The organism is Candidatus Gracilibacteria bacterium (assembly GCA_041661045.1).
GTDB lineage: Bacteria > Patescibacteriota > Gracilibacteria > UBA1369 > 2-02-FULL-48-14 > 2-02-FULL-48-14.
In genome coordinates, this window is sequence record JBAZVE010000001.1 from 1,039,134 (window position 1) to 1,060,227 (window position 21,094).

At 45.8% G+C, this 21,094-nt stretch carries 15 protein-coding genes; 10 read left to right on the plus strand and 5 right to left on the minus strand.

The window, feature by feature from the left end:
- Window positions 1–36 precede the first annotated feature (36 nt).
- Window positions 37–1,371, minus strand: a complete 1,335-nt coding sequence (locus WC777_05065) for a sodium:solute symporter family protein (GenBank protein MFA6024548.1) — start codon at window positions 1,369–1,371, stop codon at window positions 37–39.
- Window positions 1,372–1,460: 89 nt separating this feature from the next.
- Between WC777_05065 and WC777_05070 the strand changes: the two genes are divergently transcribed.
- Entirely contained in the window at window positions 1,461–3,647 is a 2,187-nt protein-coding gene (locus tag WC777_05070; GenBank protein ID MFA6024549.1) for a DUF87 domain-containing protein, read from the plus strand.
- A 17-nt stretch (window positions 3,648–3,664) separates the two neighbouring features.
- Window positions 3,665–7,687 (plus strand): hypothetical protein, encoded by a 4,023-nt coding sequence (locus tag WC777_05075; protein ID MFA6024550.1) that lies wholly within the window; start codon window positions 3,665–3,667, stop codon window positions 7,685–7,687.
- On the opposite strand, the gene WC777_05080 is transcribed toward WC777_05075, so the two are convergent.
- The 3 genes from WC777_05080 to WC777_05090 form a co-directional block, all read right to left on the minus strand.
- Entirely contained in the window at window positions 7,684–8,121 is a 438-nt protein-coding gene (locus WC777_05080) for a hypothetical protein (protein MFA6024551.1), read from the minus strand. The two genes, WC777_05075 and WC777_05080, sit on opposite strands and share 4 nt — an antisense overlap.
- A 154-nt stretch (window positions 8,122–8,275) precedes the next feature.
- Complete coding sequence (locus WC777_05085) at window positions 8,276–8,977, minus strand: hypothetical protein (GenBank protein MFA6024552.1); 702 nt, start codon at window positions 8,975–8,977, stop codon at window positions 8,276–8,278.
- A gap of 549 nt (window positions 8,978–9,526) precedes the next feature.
- On the minus strand, window positions 9,527–11,194 hold the full coding sequence (locus WC777_05090; protein ID MFA6024553.1) for a S41 family peptidase: 1,668 nt from the start codon (window positions 11,192–11,194) through the stop codon (window positions 9,527–9,529).
- Window positions 11,195–11,289: 95 nt separating this feature from the next.
- On the opposite strand from WC777_05090, the gene WC777_05095 reads away from it, so the two are divergent.
- The 8 genes from WC777_05095 (at window position 11,290) to WC777_05130 (ending at window position 20,169) form a co-directional block, all read left to right on the plus strand.
- Window positions 11,290–13,518: a hypothetical protein gene (locus tag WC777_05095; protein MFA6024554.1), complete on the plus strand. Its 2,229-nt coding sequence runs from the start codon at window positions 11,290–11,292 to the stop codon at window positions 13,516–13,518.
- 56 nt (window positions 13,519–13,574) lie between these two features.
- The gene (gyrB, locus tag WC777_05100) at window positions 13,575–15,470 is read left to right on the plus strand and encodes a DNA topoisomerase (ATP-hydrolyzing) subunit B (protein ID MFA6024555.1); all 1,896 of its coding nucleotides are present in this window, start codon (window positions 13,575–13,577) and stop codon (window positions 15,468–15,470) included.
- A 147-nt stretch (window positions 15,471–15,617) separates the two neighbouring features.
- Entirely contained in the window at window positions 15,618–16,445 is an 828-nt protein-coding gene (locus WC777_05105; protein MFA6024556.1) for a hypothetical protein, read from the plus strand.
- Between the two features lie 56 nt (window positions 16,446–16,501).
- On the plus strand, window positions 16,502–16,780 hold the full coding sequence (locus WC777_05110; protein MFA6024557.1) for a hypothetical protein: 279 nt from the start codon (window positions 16,502–16,504) through the stop codon (window positions 16,778–16,780).
- A 58-nt stretch (window positions 16,781–16,838) separates the two neighbouring features.
- A complete protein-coding gene (locus WC777_05115; protein ID MFA6024558.1) occupies window positions 16,839–17,060 on the plus strand; it encodes a hypothetical protein in 222 nt (73 codons plus the stop codon).
- Window positions 17,061–17,903 (plus strand): peptide chain release factor N(5)-glutamine methyltransferase, encoded by an 843-nt coding sequence (prmC, locus tag WC777_05120; protein ID MFA6024559.1) that lies wholly within the window; start codon window positions 17,061–17,063, stop codon window positions 17,901–17,903.
- Window positions 17,893–19,050: a peptide chain release factor 1 gene (prfA, locus tag WC777_05125; GenBank protein MFA6024560.1), complete on the plus strand. Its 1,158-nt coding sequence runs from the start codon at window positions 17,893–17,895 to the stop codon at window positions 19,048–19,050. Before prmC ends, prfA begins: the two co-directional genes overlap by 11 nt.
- Window positions 19,051–19,302: 252 nt before the next feature.
- Window positions 19,303–20,169 carry a TatD family hydrolase gene (locus WC777_05130; protein ID MFA6024561.1) on the plus strand — a complete coding sequence of 289 codons (867 nt, stop codon included), beginning with the start codon at window positions 19,303–19,305 and terminating at the stop codon, window positions 20,167–20,169.
- Here the strand turns inward: WC777_05130 and WC777_05135 are convergent.
- On the minus strand, window positions 20,051–21,085 hold the full coding sequence (locus WC777_05135) for an arginine deiminase-related protein (protein ID MFA6024562.1): 1,035 nt from the start codon (window positions 21,083–21,085) through the stop codon (window positions 20,051–20,053). The genes WC777_05130 and WC777_05135 overlap by 119 nt on opposite strands.
- Window positions 21,086–21,094 lie beyond the last annotated feature (9 nt).

Consider the following 21,094-nt stretch of genomic DNA (forward strand, 5'->3'; position numbering starts at 1 on the left):
GTCGCGTAAGGAGCGGGGTAGCTATTTTTATGCGTCTTAGTTGAAGTTATGTTTGAACAGTTTTTGGAAAATCAGTAGGGAAAGGAAAACCACTGGCAAAGAGATGACTGCATTTTGTGGGTTGAGCTGATTTGTGGCGAATAAAACTGCAATGCTCATAAATCCTAAAATCAAACTCCAAAAAACAGCGTTTTCTTTAAGTTTCCAGTAGAGTGAGCCAAAAACTACGGGGAAAAGAGCGAGATTTAAACTTGCGAGCGAAAATCCAAGAGCCAAAATATTCTGGTAGAAAATGCCGATGGCTACCGCAAGCGCTATGAAGAAAACGATGAAAAAGCGAGTGAGTTTTTTCATGGATTCCTCACTGTATTTTTTTGAATAGTTCTTGAGGTCGCGAGTAAAGATTGAGGAAACCACGAAGGTCACAGTATCCGAAGATGAAAGTGCCACGGCGTAAAGCAAAACCATGCCAAACTCTTTGAGTCCAAACGGAAGCAATTGAGAAAAGCCAGTCACCAAGGCGTCTTCGGGAGCGATATGTGGGAAAGACTGTTTTGTCGCAAGTCCAAGGATGCTGATGACGATGCCGAGTATCAGTAGGATAACGGCGGCATAACTGAGCCCCCGTTTCAAATTTCGTTCATCTTTTGTTGCAAAAATTCTTTGCCACAAATCCGGCGCAACCATGATGCCAAACCCCATAAGCACTAAAAAGCCGATGATGTTACCGATTCCCATTGTACCGAGATTAAATTCGGAAACAGGAATGGCGGTTTTGCCAAAAAGAAAAACGCCCACGGATAAACTCATGACAAACATGATTATCATTTGGAAAAAATCGGTTCTGACCACTGCCTTGAATCCTGCAAGCAGAAGATAGATCAGCACAATCGCGCCGCCGATGATGACCGCAAGAAAATAGGGAATGGGGAAAATGGCTGATAACACTTTTCCGCTGATCACTAAATTAACGATGAGCAGCAGGAAAAATTGCAAAACGAGGAAAAATGAAAACATGAGGCCGTTTTTCTTCCCTAGAATTTTGGAAAAATATTCCGGCATGGTGTACACCTTCAGTTCGTCGGCTTTTTGTTTGATTTTAGGTGCAAGCCTTCTTACGAATAAAAATCCGAGCGCAATGCCCACAAAAAGCCAGATTGCGGAAAATCCATAAAGGTAAAGAAATGCAATGTAAATTGAGAGAGTGGCGCCATCAAAAAAACCTGCGCTCATGGTGGCAGCAACTTGTACGCCCTCAAGCTTTCGTTCCGCAATCATAAAACCGTCTTCACTCTCTTTGCGTGCTGAAACAATGCCGATCGTCACAACTATTGCAATGTAGATGAGAAAAAAGATGATTGTGAGGGCCATGGGTCCCATGTTAGGCATTTTCACCTCAAAGGTCTAGGAAAACTGGTGCTTTTATGATACAATGATAAGATTAAAAAGAACCACCACGCATGGCTGACAACACGCCGATCGTACAAAGCGCTACAGTAAGCCCCGCAAAGCCTGCGGCTGCTTCGGTTACCCCTCCGGTAACTCCTTCGGTTGTGGCGCCACAAGCCAGTGCTGCGGCGGCCAAAGTGAATACGGCGGCGCAAAAAAATCTGATTGAGAAGAAACAGATTCTTGAAGCGGAGAAGCTTTTTCAGGAAGGAATTGCCTCCATTCGGGACTTGATTGCGCCTTCTTCATTTGAAGTGGCTTATGATCTTGTGAAAATCGACGGGCTCTATTCTCAAACCTTTTTTGTTTACACTTACCCGCGCTACATCGACAGCAACTGGCTCTCTCCTGTTGTGAATTATGATGTGACCATGGATATTTCGCAGTTTGTTTATCCGATTTCTTCGGAAGACATCATGAAAACCTTGAGAACCAAGGTGGCGCAACTTCAATCTTCCATTCGCATTGCGGCGGATAAGGGCATTGTGCGCGATCCTGCACTGGAAACCGCTTTGGAGGATGCGGAGCAACTTCGAACCGAATTGCAACGAGGTCAGGAGAAATTCTTTCAATTTGGACTTTATTTTACGGTTTACTCCGCCAATGAGGATGAACTCCGCAAGGCGACCAAGGAATTGCAAAGCTTGCTTGCCGGAAAATTGGTGCTCAGCAAACGCGCCGATTTGCAGATGGAGCGAGGCTTCACTTCCACGATTCCTTTGTGTTTGGACGACATTGCGGTGCAACGCAACATGAACACCTCACCGCTTTCCACCACTTTCCCTTTCATTTCTTCCGAACTCACTTCCAATGATGGAATTTTGTACGGACTCAATCGTCACAATGAATCGCTGATTATTTTTGATCGTTTCTCTTTGGAAAATGCCAACTCCACGGTTTTTGCCAAGTCGGGAGCCGGAAAGTCGTATGCCGTGAAACTGGAAATCTTGCGATCTTTGATGTTTGGTACCGATGTGATTGTGATTGATCCGGAGAATGAATACCGCGCGCTGTGTGACACGGTGGGTGGGACTTATCTTACGGTTTCTTTGAACTCGGATCGCCGCATTAATCCTTTTGATTTGCCCAGCCCCATGGAGGGTGAGGAGCTCAAGCCTGGAGATTTGCTGCGCAGCAGTGTCATTAATCTTACGGGTCTTATGAAATTGATGTTGGGGAAGATCACGGCTCAGGAAGAGGGACTTTTGGACAAAGCGCTCATCGACACCTATTCCACCAAGGGAATCACCATGGATATGGTGGATCCTTCTCCCTACCCTGTGCCCACAATGGTGGATTTTTACAATGTGCTCTCCGCGATGGAAGGGGCCGCCGATATGGCGCAACGGATCGCCAAGTTTGTGACGGGGACTTATGCCGGAGTCTTTAATAAAGAAACCAATGTGACCCTCGATACCGGGCTCATGGTCTTTTCTGTACGGGATTTGGAGGATGAGCTCCGGCCCGTGGCCATGTATATTATTTTGAATTACATTTGGAACCGGGTTCGTTCCACCCTCAAAAAGCGCATTTTGGTGATTGATGAGGCCTGGACTTTGATGCAGCACGAAGACAGCGCGAAGTTTTTGTTTGGACTCGTGAAGCGCGCTCGAAAGTACTACCTCGGCGTGACCACCATCACTCAAGATGTGGAAGATTTCATCAACAGTCCGATGGGCAAACCGATTGTCACCAACTCCTCCATGCAGCTTTTGTTGAAGCAGTCTCCATCGGCCATTGAGCCTTTGGCCAAGGTTTTCAACCTCACGGAAGGGGAAAAATATATGCTGCTGAACTCCGGAGTGGGGCAAGGGCTCTTTTTTGCCGGTCTCAAGCATGTGGCCATTCAAGTGATCGCCTCCTTCAGCGAAGATAAAATTGTGACCACCAATCCTGAAGAACTCTTAGCCCAAAGCAACGCCGCCGCCGCTTTTGAGACGGAGCAGGCTACTGTGGTGGCGAAGGCTACGGAACGAGCAACGGCTGCGTTGGCTGAGGCTGCGCCTGTGGCTGAAGCGGCTCCCGTCCTCCCCCCTGAAGAAGCCAAAATGGAGGCCGGATTCACTGAAAATGTTGCCACTGTTTTGGACCAAGCGGTGGAAGCACCCACTTCCGCCGTCCTCACCGACCCCGCCAATGCCACTGGGGCTCCAGCTCCCGTGCAAGAGGTTCCGGTGGTGTTTGAGGAAAAGAAGTAAAAATAAAAATTATTTCCATGCCAGATAATGAAGATCTAGGATTTCAACCTGACGAAGAAGAAGCCAAATTCAATCCTGATGAATTTACCGATGACGAAATTAGGGCGATGGGGGGGTATACAAAGGGGCGAATTCTCAAGTTGTTATTCGGTGATCCTGATCAGAAAAAACTGATGACAAGAATAAGTGAAAGAGAGAAAAAGGATAAAGTAGTTTTGGACCAGATTAAAAAGTACACGGGGAAATACAATCGAATTTGGGGTCATAGAGTTGTATCTCCTGTTTTTAAAAAACTGAAAAATACCTTCGGTGAGAACCCGGAGTTTTGGGATATAGTGTATTCCTATGAGAATCGGGAGCACATGTTTGAGACTTTGCTAGAATGTTCTGAAATTTATGGTGACAACTTTGATTTATTCGTTCTCATACACTCCTATTTGCAAAAGACTGGGAATGGTCAACACTCTCTACCTCGAACCAGTACATTTATTGAAGGGCTAGCTCATTATAAAGACCTCTACGGGGACGATCCCGAGAAGTTAAAAACTTTAATGGATCCATTCTTAGGATTCTATGTTCATAGTAATTCCGATGAAGATTTTGCTTTGCTCTTTGGTGAAGATGTAAAAGCATTGTGTGAGGGTCATCTGGATCGGTTTGGAAAATTTGTAAGCGCATTTCAGTCTTCCGGCAGAAAAGGATTGAATTTTTTGATCGAATTCGCTGATGTTTACAAGGAAGATGAGCTAATACTTGAGCAATGTTTGAGAATCTTGAGTCCTTTCCGATCTACGCGTCTCTGTGAAACCAATCTTTTAGGTAAAATCTTAGAGAATAAGAATCTATTTGTAGCTAGAAAGGATTTATTTTCATACTTTTTTAAGTTCTACGAGAAAATTATGGCAAATGGACTTAATGGTCATGGCCATTCTGAAAAATCGGGAACCAACCTAGTTGCCCTGGTGGACTTTATCAGCTTCTTTAAAGAGGATCCGGAAACCTTGGATTATATGTTTGATTTTTATGAAAAAAATACGACACAGGACTATAAGGGTTTAAATGGGGTGAATGGGACTTATTCATTTGAAACATTTTTAAGATTATTTATTGATGTGTCAAAAAAGTTTTCAAATGATACTCACAGAAAAGAAAATCTTATAAAATTTTTTGAATATTGTTTGAAAGCTGACATACGAATTGATTTTTTTGTTGATTTTTATAATTCACTTCCAACAGAAATTGTTTCAGATGATGCGAGACTTGATTTTTATTTGAACCACACCTTTGGTAGGCCCAATACATATGGTTATGTGAGAAGCGAAATACAATCTTTTATCGAGGTGGAGAATTTTTTTGGCAAGGATAGTAAAGAATTTAATTTTTTCCTGAATGATCCCGATCAAATTAGGGTTTTGGAGGAATGCCTGCGTGCTTTTTTATCCACCCCTGAAATAGTAAAGTTTTATATCTCACTGATTGCTTCAGGTCATGGCGACGATGCTAAAGCGCTTGCTTGTTTTAGAGAGATGTATACAAAAAACCCTGATGATATCAAGTTTTGTTATGATTTAGTGTGTGAGGATAAAAATGCTGCAGGAATTATTGCGAGCAATTATGGGGAAAACTTAATTGGTAAAAACACTGATAAAAATTGGATAAAATTTTGTTTTGACTTAGTAAAAACTGATCCCGACGCAGCTTTGATTTTAATGGGATTCTATGCACTTGCTGAAAAAGCCTCCTTTGATAAAGACCTCGTTAAATTTTACTTTGATTTAATAAGGGAGAACCAGGAAGCGGGGAAGGTTTTGATAAATGGTTATCAGCGTTTAATTGGAATTGATAGGGAGGCTGCAAGGTTCTACTTTGACCTGATAAAGGAGGACAAAGAAGCGGGGAGGATCTTGGCTGATGTTTGGGAAAGGAGCATTGAGGGAAACAGAGAGAAGGCAAGGTACTACTTTGACTTGTGTAAAGAAGATAAAAAGGCTGCGAGGGTGTTAGGTCAGTACGGTGATTTAGTCCTGGGTGACTTGAAGGTGTCTCGTTTTGTATTTGATCTGCTTAAGGCTGACAGAAAAGATATTTGTGATGGATTACTGGAAATTAGGGCGTTTTTTCAAAGGGATAGGAAAAATGATTTGAATAAATTGGAAATTTCAGTAAAATTCCTGGAAATCAGCGACCAGATAGACCTGAAAACATTAAAAAACTTTTATAAAATTTATCAAAGGGATGGGGAGGAAAATGCCAAAAAATACATAGAAGGACTGGTCCGGAAATCCAAAGGATTGATCGGTGAGAAGATCCCTATGGATTTGAGAAAAGATGATGAATATCTCTTTTATGTGACACGCGTTTACCCAAGTGGGAATTATTCCAATCATGAGAGGAATTTGGCTTGTGGGGATAGGTTGGAGCACTTAAAGGCTTATAAATTTAATAAAGAGGGTTATCCGGCCGAGATGACTGGTTTGCTGGGTTATCAATTAAAGGAGGGGCAGGTGGAGAACGAGGACTTGCTCAATAATTATAAGAAGAGGCTGGCTGGAATAAGAGACTTTGTGGCCAGCAGAGGGCCAGATAATAAGGCATTGCAAAAAGCCTTTGAAGAAAAAATCGATTCGATTTTTGAGAAAAATGTTGCTGAGGAGTTCAAGCAACTTAAAAAGCTGACACTCAAGGAAAAATTATTGATTTTGGCCTTGAATATTATTATCAAAAGGGCGAGGCAGGAACCTTACGAATACGATGTTGGAGATTTGATCGTTGAATATAAATACGCTTTTCATGAAAATCTGGAGGCTTACATCCAAAGAACTTCGGATGAAACTAGCAGGTTTAAAGATCCTGTTAGTAAGAATTTTAATCTGTGGAGAGAGCTTTCTGTGATTTATGGAGAGAATTTGAAGCATGTTTTGAGGCATGATCTTTTTGAGGAATTTGAGAGAGATAGTAAGCACAAAGCCGATATTGAGAATATCTTTGATTCGTTGATGCCTGGAAAGGAAAAATTTGCCTTAAACGATAAACAAAAAGAGCGATTTAAAACTACTTTAGAAAATCCACATATCCCAGAGAAAGGCCATATCATAAAAGTAAAAAACAAAGAAACGGGAATGGAAGAGGAAAAATATAAACCAGGGAAAGCTGAAGAGTTGTACAAGCAAGTTTATGGTATTTTTTCTTCGAATATTAAATTTAAGGATGACGAAGAAAAAGCAAAATTTACAGAACAGGTGAAAATGATTGTTGAGAACTGTAAGGAGGGCGAGCTTGTGAACGCTGAAAAGTTTTTTTCTGAAGCGATTCCGCAACTTTTGAGATTGAGGCAGCGCTATTTACAAAATCTAAATGGAAAATTGGAAGAACTCTTTAATGCCGATATCAACTTAATTGGTGCTGAGGTTTCTAAATATGATGAAATTTTGGAGGTTGAGATGAAGCAAACACAAATGGGCGGAGCAAAACATAAAGCGGTTGGGAAGAGTGCAAAAAAACGCAAAATCCGCGGATATATTACGAAAACCAAGGAATCGGCAAACGCCAGAATGGGTGCGTATTTATGTATTTCCGGTGATGAAACCATGTGGAAAAATCCGAATTATTTTGAACTCGTAATGAAAGATGAAGAAAGTGGGAAGTGTATTGGAGTCTGTATGCTAATGAACATTAAGGCGAAAGACGGGAAGAAATATTTATGGTTTGGGCCGAATCCATTTGAAGGATTTTTAGGGCAAGTTTCATCGGATCAGTGTTATAGATATATGTACGACACTATAACGAACTTTGCTGCTGAAAACGGCTATGACGGAGTTGTGGTGCCTCCAGAGGATGGACAAATTTTGGGGGCATGTACAAACCGAGGAGGAGATTTCCCAGATTTGATAAAGGCTTCACGCTTAAGAGATGCAAAGGGCGCATTGAGGATTGTTGAATTTGGTGAGCCGCAAAAATTAGGCACACACTCAGGTGTTAGCTATTCTTATTCCAATGGAGCTTTGATTTGGGCCAATACCTCAAAATCTCGAAAAGTTTAAGTGCGTACCGCCAGAACTCTTCTTCTCATTGTTTCCATGAGATCTTTTGGATTTTCTCTTAGAGGTCCCCACTCTTTTATAAACTTAGGATCTCCAAAATCATTTTTGTTTGGGTCTAGGGGTATGACTCTTACTCCTAAACGAGTTCCTCTTTCAACACGGTGTTGGATAAGGCTTATTCCATCATCTATTACAAGGACATAGCTCGGTAGATAAATTCCGCCGTTTTCTACCGCATCGAGGATGGCATCCACTTGAGCGGGGTGTGCCACAAACAGATCCCCATCAATACGACCTACGCCTCCGCCTTTTCCCCTTACAAAAAGAGTACCTTCTACCGGAGAAAAAGTTTCAAATATAGGATTATTTTCTATCCTGGGGGGGAATGTGCCTTGGGGAAGGCCTGTGCGTTCTGTATTTTGATCCAATCTCATGTTGATTTTATAAATATTAAAGAAGGTTTTTTACAATATAGGTTGTTCTTTTTTTTGTCTAGACTCCTCCGCAAAAATATCAATGGTTCGTAAAAACACATGTGCGCACGCACAGATTTTCCCTCGATTTGTGGCTTAAGCAAGCCATCTCCATTTACGCATCTTTTTCACCTTTTTTCCTGTCGACGCAAGCTAGTGCGAATTGACTCTCACTTGTGGAGGGGCTACTAGAAGTGTGCCACTGAGGATCATAACCTCTATCGGTTGGAGATCTTGGCGAAACAAGCGTTAAAACTCGCCCATCCAGATAAAAAAACTGATGACCAACTTCTCTATTGCGGCGAGAACTGGGTGGATCAAAGGTGCTATAATCTTCTGGATCTAGGGCCTCAAAAATACGACGAAGCCTTTCATCGACGAGTTGAATCGGGGAATAATTATAAGGTGAGTATTCATCTCCCTGTAGTTTTTTTGCAATACCCAAGGCCTCTTCAGGATCAGAGAAAACTTGCACCACTACCCTATCTGTTCTAGTTTCATCCCAACGGCTATAACGAAGGAGCCCCCTATAGTTTGCTGTACAGCCCTCTATCATTCTGGGCTCACCGAGAACCTGCGCTAGGCCCTCCATTTTCCCCTGCAAAATCTCAGGTTCATCACAAATTCCAAAACTTGGACAGGAGAATAAATCCATATACCTATATACATGGGAAATTTCTTCACGAACATCTAAAGCCACACGAAGGGCAAGCAAATCAAAACCCCCCTCCTTAAATCGCTGGGCCATCTCATCCACTAGCTCCTGAGGAAGTCGACCTTGATCAGTCAATGAGCTTGTCGTATCTAAATCTAACATAGCTTTAGAGAAGTGTATAAGGACACAAGGTAAAATACCTTTTATGTATTGTCAATAGTGCGTGGGATGGTGCCTGGTGCGGCTTCTCCGCCTTGCCAAGCCCCGGGGCATTGTGAGAAAGTCGGGGCATGCGCGATCAAGTGTGGTTACAGGGGCAGTTGGATTTTCTTCTGGAGAAGCATTTTTCGGATATGGAGAGGCCGAATAGGATTACGATTCAGTTTGGGCGGAAGGCGCAGCGGAGGCTGGGGTCTATTCGAATGAGTCGGGATAAAAAGAGAAGCAGCATTATTATCAATGGGATTTTTCGACAGTTGGAGGTGCCAGAGGAGGTGGTGCGGGCCACGATTGCGCATGAGCTTTGCCACTATGCGCATGGGTTTTGTTCACCCTTGGAGCAGAAATATAAAAGTCCGCACGCGGGGCAGGTGATTGAACGGGAACTTCGAAAAAGAGATTTGGAACTGTTTCATCGCTTCGAAAAAGAGTGGACAAAGGCGCATTGGCCTAAAATCCTTGCGAATGAGTTTGGGGCGAGGGCGCAGCGGACTATAAGGCGTCGTTCAAAGCCTTCAGCCATTCGTCTTCTTCGACGACTGTTTCGCTGAGCACAATGTCCGGGGTCACGCCAACGCCTTGCACGGAGTTTCCTTGAGAGGAAAGCCAATGGGCAATGGTGAGTTTGAGCAGGGAGCCATCCCAGTAAGTGATGATTTCCTGTGCGGAACCTTTCCCAAAAGTTTGAGTTCCGATCACGGTGGCTCCGGCGACTTCCTGTAGGGTGAGGGCCAAGATCTCTGATGCGGAGGCGCTGTAGCCATTCACTAAAATGTAAACGGGAATATCTTGGTAAGGCCCCGTGTCTCCGTTCACAATGCTTTCTTCAAATCCTCCGTAGTCCAAGGAGACGAGGGGGGTGAGTTGAGGTACAAAAAGGCCCGCCACGAAATTGCTCATGTTGATGTATCCGCCGGGATTGTTGCGCAGATCCAAAATGACGGCAGAGGGATTGGGCTCTTCAGCCTCCAACTCTTGAAGGGTTTCCATCATTTCCGCGTAAATGTTGCTGCCAAAAGAATCGATGTCGATAAACCACGCATCTCCATTGTAGATTTTTCCTTTCACCAGATTCAGTGCGATTTGGGCGCGCACGAGGACATAGGAATACGACTTCCCATCTCTTTCTATGGTGATTTCCACTTCGGTTCCGGCGTTTCCTTTGATGCGAGCCAGGACTTCTTCCATGGCCATGCCCTCAATAGAGACTCCATCCACTGCCATCAACTGATCTTCGGATTTCAGGCCGGAGGCTGAGGCGGGACTGTTTTCCAAAATTTCTGCAATGAAAATCTCCAGGTTTTCCTCATCTTGCATCAAAATAACTCCGATGCCTTCGAATTCTCCTTCAAGAGCATTGCTGAATTCGCTGGCTTCCGATGCGCTGAAGTACATGCTGTACGGGTCGTTGAGACTTTCTAAAACTCCGTTCACGGCCGCTTGGAAGAGAATTTCTTTATCAATGATGAAGCCGTCCGGAAGATAGAATTCTTCTAAAATACGATTCCAAATGTCTGCAAAAATGTCGGATTTATAGAAATCACTGCTCACTTCTTGTGCTAAAGTGTCATTTTCCCAGCTTTCCAGCCGGTAAAGTTGATCCGCCAATTCACCGCGGGTGATGCTTTTATAGGGGCGAAAATTTTCCTCAAGACTGGTGTTCACGATTCCGATTCGGCTCGCTTGAACCAAAATGGAGTAAAAGGGGTGTTTGACTCCAATGTCATCAAAAAGTGTTTGCCGTTGGGAAGATGGAATGATGGGCGCACTCAGACCATAGGCTTTCATGGCGGTGGCTAGGGACTTCACTCGTTCCAGGGTTTTTTCTCCTTCAAAAACTTCATCTTCAATCAATTTGCTTTGAGCGGCAAATTCCGCATAAGGGGCGAACCAGGCTTCCGGGCTCACATCCGTGAAGGAGGATTTTTCTGGAATTTCCAGGTCTTCGCCTAAAATTTTGAATAGAATCTTAAAAAATTCGGCGCGGGTGACTTTATCGTCGGGACGAAATTCCGCGGCCGGGTCCACGGCTCCAACCAGCTCTAAATAACTGATCCCATCGTAATAGGGGTGAGTGGTGGGGACATCTTCAAAGGCGGCAAAGGAAGTTTGAACGGCGAGCAAAAGACTGAATAGAATGGCGGGTATTATTTTTTTCATGCGGTCAAATTAACATAGGGGCCGTGCTTGTGCCAATCCTCTTTTAAAAAAGCTGAAAATTTGCTATAATTAATAGATTTAAAACAGGTTTACGAATGAAGTTTTCTTCTCTCCTCAATTCGCTGCTCACCGGACTCTTTGCCGCAGGGCTTGCCTTAGCCTCTTTTGGGGCTTTCCCGAGCTCGGAATCTACGGTGATTTCCGGTGAAGATCCTTGGATTCAGCTCGAAGAGGGAAGCAGCCTTTCGCCTTGGGGCCGGGATTTGGTGAGTGTTCTTGATGGGGGGATGGTGGAATGGGCTTGGGAAGATTCAGAAAAACGGTTGCAAGGAGAGCTTCAGGCCGGTGGCCTGGTCTTTTCTACCCTTGCGGATGATTTTAAGGTAGAGGTTCACACGGCTTTTGCTCGAGTGGAATCTCAAAACAGTTCGGCCCTCTTGCGCTTGGATGCCGAGGGGCAAAATCTGACGGTTTATGCCTTGGAGCATGCCACCCTGGTGACTTTTGTTTCGGGTGGAGAGGATTTGAACGCGCTTTTGGTGCCGTCCGGTTCCTTTATGAAGATTCCTGCCAGTAAGGTGGGGCCTTCTTTGGCACGACTTCGTCTCACCAAATTGAGCAAAGAATTTCCGGTTTTTGATATTAAAGAAGAAGAACTTATGGAGGCTGAACAAGCGGTGCTTGCACAGAGCGGAGCCTTGTATAAGGCCAGCGAGTTGGCGTTTACGGAGGATTTGCAGAAAAACAGTCACTTTGGGCCTGCGCGCGTGGGCTTGGGCTCTTTTGTGAGCCGAACATATGCCTTTTTACGGGCTTCTTTGACCTTTCTGCCCACTGCGGAAAACCGCTTGGAAGAAGTACAAAAAGAGGAATCTTTGCAGTATGGGCTCAGCAATCTTTTGTTTGGGGAAACGGCGGTGGGCGAGGAATGGCTTTTGGAGTGGCACAATGCTCAGCCGGACACGGCAAAAGTTCAAGAGGTGTATTCCTCTTTGTTTTTTGCTCTGCCCGGGGACCCGTTGTATCCCGCCAAGGCGAGCGCGGGCACGCTTCTTTATTCTCAAGAAGATCCTTTAACGGTGCTTCGAAGGCAATTTCAGGAGATTGAATCTCTTTTGCAAGAAGGGTCTTTGGTGCAAGCGCAAACCGCGTATATAAGCTATAAAACTCAATTTGAACAAGTTTTGGATGGAGCTCACTTGGATGATGTTTCTCGTTTGGATGAAATCACGCGAGAATACTATTTATTGGAACTTTTGCTTCGTAGTTATTCTGTTTTTTATAGCACGGATTCCATAGAGCTTTTATCGGACTTGGAGGACAAAATTCTCTTTCTTGCGGGTTCGGATACCGATTTGGATGAAGAGCGCCAAGCTTTTGTACAAAGCAAATTGCGCTATTTGGCGCATCTCTTTGAATTTGTGGTGGAAAAGAAGGTTTCCGTCTCCGATGCGGTGCCTTTGGCCAATGAACTTTTGGCGGATGCCGAAGCTCTTTTAAGCTCCATCCATTCCGATACGGCGGTTCGGTCTTACTTTGCAGAAAAGATTGAGGATTACAAGCTCTCGGTGCAATTCATCGATTCGCCGGAATTCTTCTCTTATGATGATTTTAATGAAGGGCTCCGTGCTTTTGAGGCCAAAGCGGAGGATCTTGAGGATTTGAACGCTTATTTGCAGAGCCTTCGATCGGGAGAAGAAGTGCCCGCGGAGCTCGGTTTGGAGGAGGCTATTGCTTCGGTGAAAATGGATTTAACGGAGGCCGGTATTCAATTTAAGGAGGTGGAGTCTTTGGGAGACAGCGCCAATCGCTTGTTTGCAGTTGTGGGCGCGCACACCGCGGGTTATGCCTTTGAGGCCAACTACGATCGCATCACGGAGATTCTCTATGATACGGTGGTGGAAGGGCAGTTGCGATTTTCCACCGGGCTTACCCTTGAAAATGCCAGTGGGGTTATTGCTTTGGCGATGAAGGAATCCGAGGAAGTCCCCGTTTCTGAAGAAGAAACTCAGGCTCCGGCAGAGGAATCTTCACTCACTGAAGCGGTGGCGCTTTCCTTGGTGGAAAAAGCCTTTGACGAGGCCGGACTTAAGTTGGGCGCTTTCCATTTTGAAGTGCTGGATTTGGAAGACAACTTATTCCTTTTTGAAGGGGTTTTGACTCAGGAAAGTCTTTTGGTCTCCGGGAATTTTGATCTGGATACCGGCTTGGTTTCTGAAGTGGTTTGGGATTTTAATGGAAGTCCACAGTCGTTCCCGGATATTGCGCTGGGTCAGTTGGAAGCGGCCCTTTTCGCCACTTTTTCGGCTCTTTCAGATCAATAAAATTGGTGTGACAGCGGGGGTTTTCTTTGTTAGAATTCCGCCGATTTAATTTAAGTATGGCTGATCAACAATATTCTGCAGACCAGATTCAGGTTTTGGAGGGCTTGGCGGCGGTTCGCAAACGCCCTGGAATGTATATTGGAACCACGGATATCGCCGGACTCCATCATATGGTCTGGGAGATTTTGGACAATGCGATTGATGAAGCCATGGCCGGATTTTGTAAGGACATTTCTGTTGATATCAATGCAGATGGCTCTCTAAGAGTGACGGATGATGGCCGTGGAATTCCCGTGGATAAACACAAGACCACCGGAAAATCCGCCCTGGAAACGGTGCTTACGGTTTTGCATGCCGGAGGAAAATTTGGAGGAGGCGGATACAAGGTGTCCGGAGGTTTGCATGGAGTGGGAAGTTCGGTGGTGAATGCGCTTTCGAGCCACTTGAAGGCCGAAGTTCGACGAGACGGGAAGCTGTTTGTGCAGGAATTTGAACAAGGGAACTCTATGGGAGATGTGAAAGCTGTTGGAGAAGCGGAAGGAACAGGTACCGCCATCACCTTTACTCCGGATCCGGAAATTTTCCCGGATCGAAACTTTATTTTTGAAACCATTGTAAATCGAGCGCGCCAGCAGGCTTATCTCACAAAGGGAGTCACCATCCGTATTCAAGATCATCGTGACGGACGGAAAATCATGTTCCACTTTGAAGGAGGAATAAAATCTTATGTACAGCATCTCAATCGAGACCGTGAGAAAATTGGAGATGTGATTTATTTGGAAAATGAGGTCCCCGAAGGGCTCATTGAAGTTTCTTTGCAGTATACGGAGGCTTTCCAGGAGACCGTTTTCACCTTTGCCAACAATATTCATACGGTGGAAGGAGGCATGCATCTTACGGGTTTCCGCAGCGCTTTGACTCGAGTTTTGAACAATTATGCTCGCAAGAATGAGCTTATTAAGGAAAAAGACCAAAACTTTTCCGCGGAAGATGTCCGCGAAGGTCTCACCGCTGTTATTTCGGTGAAATTGGCTGATCCTCAATTTGAGGGACAGACCAAGAGTAAACTTGGAAATGCGGAAATGAGGACTGCGGTTGAGACGGTATTTGGAGATCATTTGGAACAGTACATGGATGAAAATCCATCGGATGCGAGGGCCATTGTTGGAAAATGTGCTTTGGCTCAACGCGCTCGCCTCGCGGCTCGCGCTGCCCGTGACACCGTGATTCGAAAGGGTGCCTTGGAAGGAATGACCCTTCCCGGAAAGCTTGCGGATTGCAGCTCAAAAGACCCCAGCTCCTCTGAACTCTACATCGTGGAGGGAGACAGCGCCGGTGGATCCGCCAAACAGGGAAGAAATCGAGAATTCCAGGCCATTTTGCCTCTTCGTGGGAAAATTTTAAATGTGGAGCAAGCGCGTCTCGACCGAATGATTGCCAATAATGAAATCAAAAATCTGGTTATTGCCATGGGGGCTGGAATTGGGGAAACCACAGATTTGAGTCGACTCCGTTACCATCGTATTGTGATCATGACCGATGCCGATGTGGATGGCGCGCACATTCGTACCTTGCTGCTCACTTTGTTTTACCGGTATTTCCGTGGAATCATCGAACAGGGCTTCCTTTATATTGCGCAACCTCCTCTGTATAAATTGGAATTTGGGAAGACGGTTAAATACGCCTTTACCGATGAGGAGCGAGATCTCCGACTCAAGGAATTTGGTGATAAGAAGCCCAAAATCGCACGATACAAGGGTCTTGGAGAAATGGATGCCGAACAGTTGTGGGAAACCACCATGGATCCTGAAACTCGTACCATGCTTCGCGTGACGGTGGAGGATGCCGAGCGCTCCGATTACATTTTTGAAACTCTGATGGGTAGCGAAGTGGCTCCTCGTAAAAAATTCATTCAAACGCACGCTAAGCGAGTGAAGAATTTGGATATTTAGTTTTGGGCGGGGGTTTTGCACATTTGCACACCTTTTTTGCCGTGGTTTTTGAGAATTTGTCAGGAAAGTTTAAGGAAAAATTCAGAAAAAATTCAGGATTTCATCAAGGTTGGGCTGTTATAACAGGTGTATCCTTAACTTTTACCTATGGATGCATTGCATGGTTTTGAGTTCGATTCTTTAACGGAATTGAGCGTTTCCGGCGCTTCACCGAGTTCGCTGAAAAGGCGGACTCGAGCCGCTCTTCCCAGTTTCCGCGCGGCCGTGCTGGGAAATCTGCTCCTGCTTGGAGCATGCGATAAACGGTGGGCTCAGGATCCGGAGGCTGATCCGTACGCGAACATCAGTTTGGATGGGGGTAGTGAAGCGGAGGAGGAAGAGGATGAGGATGATGATGAGGAGAGCTGGGATGGAGGCTCGGATGTGGATGAGGACGACGATGATGACGAAGGGGATGGGGGTGGCTCGGCACAAGGCGATGGTGGAGAAGCCTCGGAAGATGGGGGCGAAAGCTCCGGGGATGGCGGGTCTACGGATGGGGGTTCCGAGACTGAGACGGGAACCACGGTGATGGAGGCGGATTTGTGCAATGATCTGCGAGGAGAAGTCTCTTCTACTCCTCATTCATCGGTTCAATTTGTGGATACGGCCGAGGTGGCCGCGAGCTATGATCTGGGCACGGAGACTTTTCGGGATACTTATGAAGTGGGTGGCTCCGATGCGGAGGCCCCCGTCTACGCTTGTGTTTATAATGAAGATTCTCAGGCCGTGGATCGCACGGAGGTGTTGAGGGAAGATGGTGCTGAAATTCTTGTTCATGCGGCTTTTTCTGATCGCCCTGATGTCATTGTCTTGGTTTTTTTCGATCAAGAATTGAATATTCTTGCTGAATCGCCCATTCCGGATCAGTCCCAGAACTTTGTTTGGTACTATAGTTTGGATGAGGATGGCAGTCTTCTCGACCACCTCAAGTAGTCTTGTTCTTTGATCTGTTTTTTGATATAATATAAAGATTTGTTCACTCACCTTTTATGAAGACCGAAGCCACGATGCTTGAGATTGGAAACTTCGAAGACCTTGAGCACCTTGTTGGACTGCTCAATCAAGCGTTTGAAGGCACGAGCTATCGTTTGGAAAAGGTGCAAGATCAAAAGCAAACCTACCTTTTTATTGAAGATCCTTTAGCGGAGGACGAATATGAGTGTGGAATGATTCAAAAAATTGGAAAAAAGGCTTATGCCTACTCGGAAGCGGTGCATCAGATGATTTTTGGGGCGTATCAACGCTATCTGGAAACAACGGGAAGGTAATTCTTGTTGACTTCCTCACTCTAGTTCTCGTATACTCCCCTCGCTTTAGAATTTTTAAATGGCTCATCCAACAAATTTCTGGGTTTCGGCAGATGCCAACGAGTCTTCTGAAAAGAGGGTTGCCCGCTTCAAACAGTGGTTCAATCGATCTCGAATCGGAGAACTGGTTAAGGGTCGTCGTTACAACCAAAAGGATCTCACTCCTCGCTTGATTCGCAAAAAGGCTCTCAAACGAGAAGAGTACCGTGCGGCTCGAGAGAAGAATAAGTTCTATCAATAAATGACGATCGGAAGGGTGCTTGCCCTTGCTCAAAAGGCGGGACTTCGCACAGAGATGGAGGTTTTTTTAGCCTTTTTACTCGATTGTTCTCGTTTGGATCTGATTGCACGAAGTGAAGAAGAAATTCCGGTTGAGTCGCTCGCTCCGCTTCAAAAAGGCTGGATCGCTCTTCAGGATGGAGTGCCCGTGGCCTATTTAACACAGCAGAAAGAGTTTTATGGCCTGCCTTTTTTTGTGGATGAACGGGTTTTGATCCCGAGGCCGGAGACGGAACAGTTGGTGGATTTGGCCCTGCACTACGCCAAAAAGAGTGTTTTGGAGCTGGGTACCGGGAGTGGGGCGGTGGCCTGCAGCATCAAAAAGAACCGGCCCGAGCTTCGGGTGGTGGCCACGGACATCAGTGAGGCTGCCTTGGAGGTTGCGAACAAAAATTGTGTTCAACTTGGGGTGGAATTGGAGCTGCTTCAATCTGATCTTTTAGAAAAAGTGCCTCAGGAAGATTTTGATGTTTTGGTGGCAAATCTCCCCTATATCGGCACGGAACTTCACGCCTTTGTGTCCGAAGAAGTGGAAAAACATGAACCTCATTTGGCTCTTTTTGGAGGCAAGGATGGCTTGGAGCTGTACAGGCGACTTTTTGAGGAGGTCTTATCTCAGGAACGGTCGTTTAAGTTTATCTTGGGTGAAGTGGGTTTCAGTCAGGGAGAAGCTATTCGAGAGCTTTGTACGGCGATGTTTCCGGAAGCCACATTCATGCTTTTGCAGGATTTGCAGGGGCTTGATCGGCATTTTGTCCTGGAAAGAATGTGATTTTTAGGTAGAATGAGCCGCGATGAAAGATAAATTACAAAAACTTGAGGAAGAATACACCCAGGTGGAGCTGCGTATGGCGGATCCGGCTATTTTTTCGGATCAAGAGGCTTTTCAAAAACTTTTGGCGCGAAGGCGGGAGTTGGAAGGAGCTGTGTCTTTGTTTCGAGAACTTCAAATTCAAGAGAAAAGAATAGAGGACAGCCAGGTGCTTTTGGAGGACAAGGATGAGGAAATCCGTGAAATGGCTAAAGAAGAGCTTAAGCAAGCCAAAGAAGCGTTCGAAGAGCTCACGGAAAAACTCAAATTGGAGTTGGTGCCCAGGGATCCTAAGGATGGAAAAAACTGCATTATGGAACTGCGGGCCGGAACCGGGGGAGATGAGGCGGCTTTGTTTTGTGAAGAGATGTCACGAATGTATCTTCGCTATGTGAAAGAGAAGGGCTACCAGGTGGAGGCCATCAGCGAGAGTTTGGGAGAAAAGGGAATGAAAGAGTTTATTTTTAAGGTTATTGGTCCCGGGGCTTACGGCCGAATGAAGTATGAAAGTGGCGTGCATCGCGTGCAAAGAATCCCTGAAACCGAAGCCAAGGGGCGAGTGCATACTTCCGCTGCTTCGGTGGTGGTGCTGCCCGAAGTGGATGAAGTGGAATTGGAAATTCGAGATCAAGATTTGCGCATTGATGTGTACCGATCCGGCGGTCATGGGGGGCAAAGCGTGAACACCACCGATTCCGCCGTGCGCATCACTCACATTCCTTCGGGACTTGTGGTGGTGTGTCAGGATGAAAAATCTCAACTCAAAAACAAGATCAAGGCCATGGGCGTGCTTCGCTCTCGCTTGTATGCCCTGGAAAAGGAAAAACGAGATCGGGAGCTGGGCGAGGCTCGCGAATCTTTGGCAGCCACCGGCGAACGGGGCGACAAAATTCGCACCTACAACTTCCCCCAAGACCGCGTCACCGACCACCGCATCGGCCAAAACTTCAGCAACCTCCCCGCCATCATGGAAGGCGAAATCGACCCCATCATCGAAGCCTTGATCCTGGAAGATCAAACCAAGAGACTGGCCGCCGCTGCGGAGTGAGGGGTTGACTTATTAATAGACTATGCTTTAATAGGCTGGCTTATTTATTTTTATTCTCATGCCAGGTGAGGAAAATATTGCTGGGGAGGATAGTGGTGGTGAGCATCTCTTAGAGGAAATACTTGCACAAGCTCACAGGGAGGCGGAGCATGTGGATGCAGCTTCTCAAGCCCTTCTTGAACAGGCTATGTGCAATTTCGCTTATGAAATGAGAGGCACTGGGTGGACGCTAGAGGATCAAATGGCTTTCTTGAGGTGTCCAAAGAATAGAGAACTTGTGTGGTATTTTAGGAAAGGTAACCGTGCGAAGATGCCTAGTTGTCACGACTGATCTTTTAACTTAGAATGGCTGCGATGTGGATTGATACGCATTGTCATCCGTTTGCGGCCTCGCTCCGTCAGGAGGAAGGTGCGGCTTTTGAGCGGGCGCGGGCGGCCGGAGTTTCGAAATTTATTGTGGTGGGGTATGACTTGGAGGCGAATCGAGATGTGTTGAGGATTATTGGTGAGGAGCCGGATGCTTGGGGAGCGGTGGGCATTCATCCGTGTGAGGCGAATCTTTTTAGTGAGGAGGTCTTGGCCTTGATCGAAACCCAAGCAGCTCACCCTAAAATTGTGGCGATTGGGGAGATGGGGCTTGATTACTACCACAAAGAGACGACTCGTGAAGAACAAGAAATAGCATTCAGAAGGCAAATTGCTTTAGCCAAAGAGCTGGACTTGCCTTGCATTGTGCATTCTCGCGACGCGGCCGAAGACACCTTGAGCATTTTGCTTGAAGAAAAAGCCACAAAAGTTGTTTTTCATTGCTTCAGTTATGGCCCGGACTTTGCTCGCAAGGTCTGGGAGGCGGGTTATTTCACCAGTTTCAGCGGAGTGGTGTCGTACCCCAATGCCAAGGAAATTCAAGAAGCGGCGCGCATTGCTCCGGCTCACTTGATTCTTACCGAAACCGATTGTCCTTGGCTCGCCCCCCAATCCATACGAGGGCAGCGCAATGAAATGGCCTATGTGCGGGAAGTTGGGGAGAAGTTGGCGGAGTTAAGAACTATCTCAAAAGCAGAGATGCAAGCCCTCATTTTGGAGAATAGTCTTAACCTTTTTCGGTTCAATAATTATTGAAGACTCTCAACCTTGCATCGTACTGGAATAAACCACTGTTTTGGAGGTGAGCGGTTGCCCTTTTTGGATCGATTGGAGCTTGAGTGGTAACTTCCCTAGTCAAACAGTGGGCCGCCCCCCCCAAAAAACGATTTTGACTGAGATCAAGCGTGTGTCGGGTGACGCCTGTTTCTGCCTCCTGTTGAACTTGCTTGCTTGTATATTTCCCGCTCGCAAATACTTCATCCCCCCATTGTACTTGATTGGGGGTGAGCGCATCTGCATCTGCCTTGGTGATGGGGTAGAGTGGTGCTGAAAGGTCTTTGGCAAGCTTTTCCATTTTTCTTCTTGATGGAGCTGTAAAAGCATCCATCCATGCAAAGAATTTAACGCCATCTTGAGTCACAAGATGTGTGAAGACACAGTCTAGATGTAATCCGTCGACAAGATCGAAGCATTCATGTCTGATGGTTGGATCTTTTTCTGTTAGGAACTCTGTGACGACTTGTAGACCCTCTGCATCTGAACGAGTGGAGGTGCCTGAAATGTACCAAGTTTTTCCGTCCAATTTGAAAAATCGTGTATTACCTCCTTCGTGATATCCCTTTGGCATTGTTTGAGTCGGAACTCCAAGAGCATCGAAAAATACTTTGTTGAGTTCAGGCTCGTTTCTACGAGTGGGTGCACCCATATTTAAGAGGAGCATTGTGCCGTCCGGCCTTGTAAGGGAAGGATCTCGTAAAAATTCTATATCTTGAGTTAACCCATTTTCTTTAAAGACATCCTCTTTTGGATAGGGGACCACAATCAATGGCACGCCACTTCGTGCAAGTCGGGCGATCAAAGCTTGATGTTCTTGTCTTAGTCTTGTTACATCCCCCAACCATTTTTTCTCTTGAGCTTCTTGCATATGGCCATTCCCGGGGGCTGCCTCTGGGATTCCATTTGGCCAATAGCCCACCTCTGCAGGTGGACTCTCCATGATCATGAGGTAATCACATTTCTCTCCCTCCATCAAGCTAGTCATAAAAAGAAT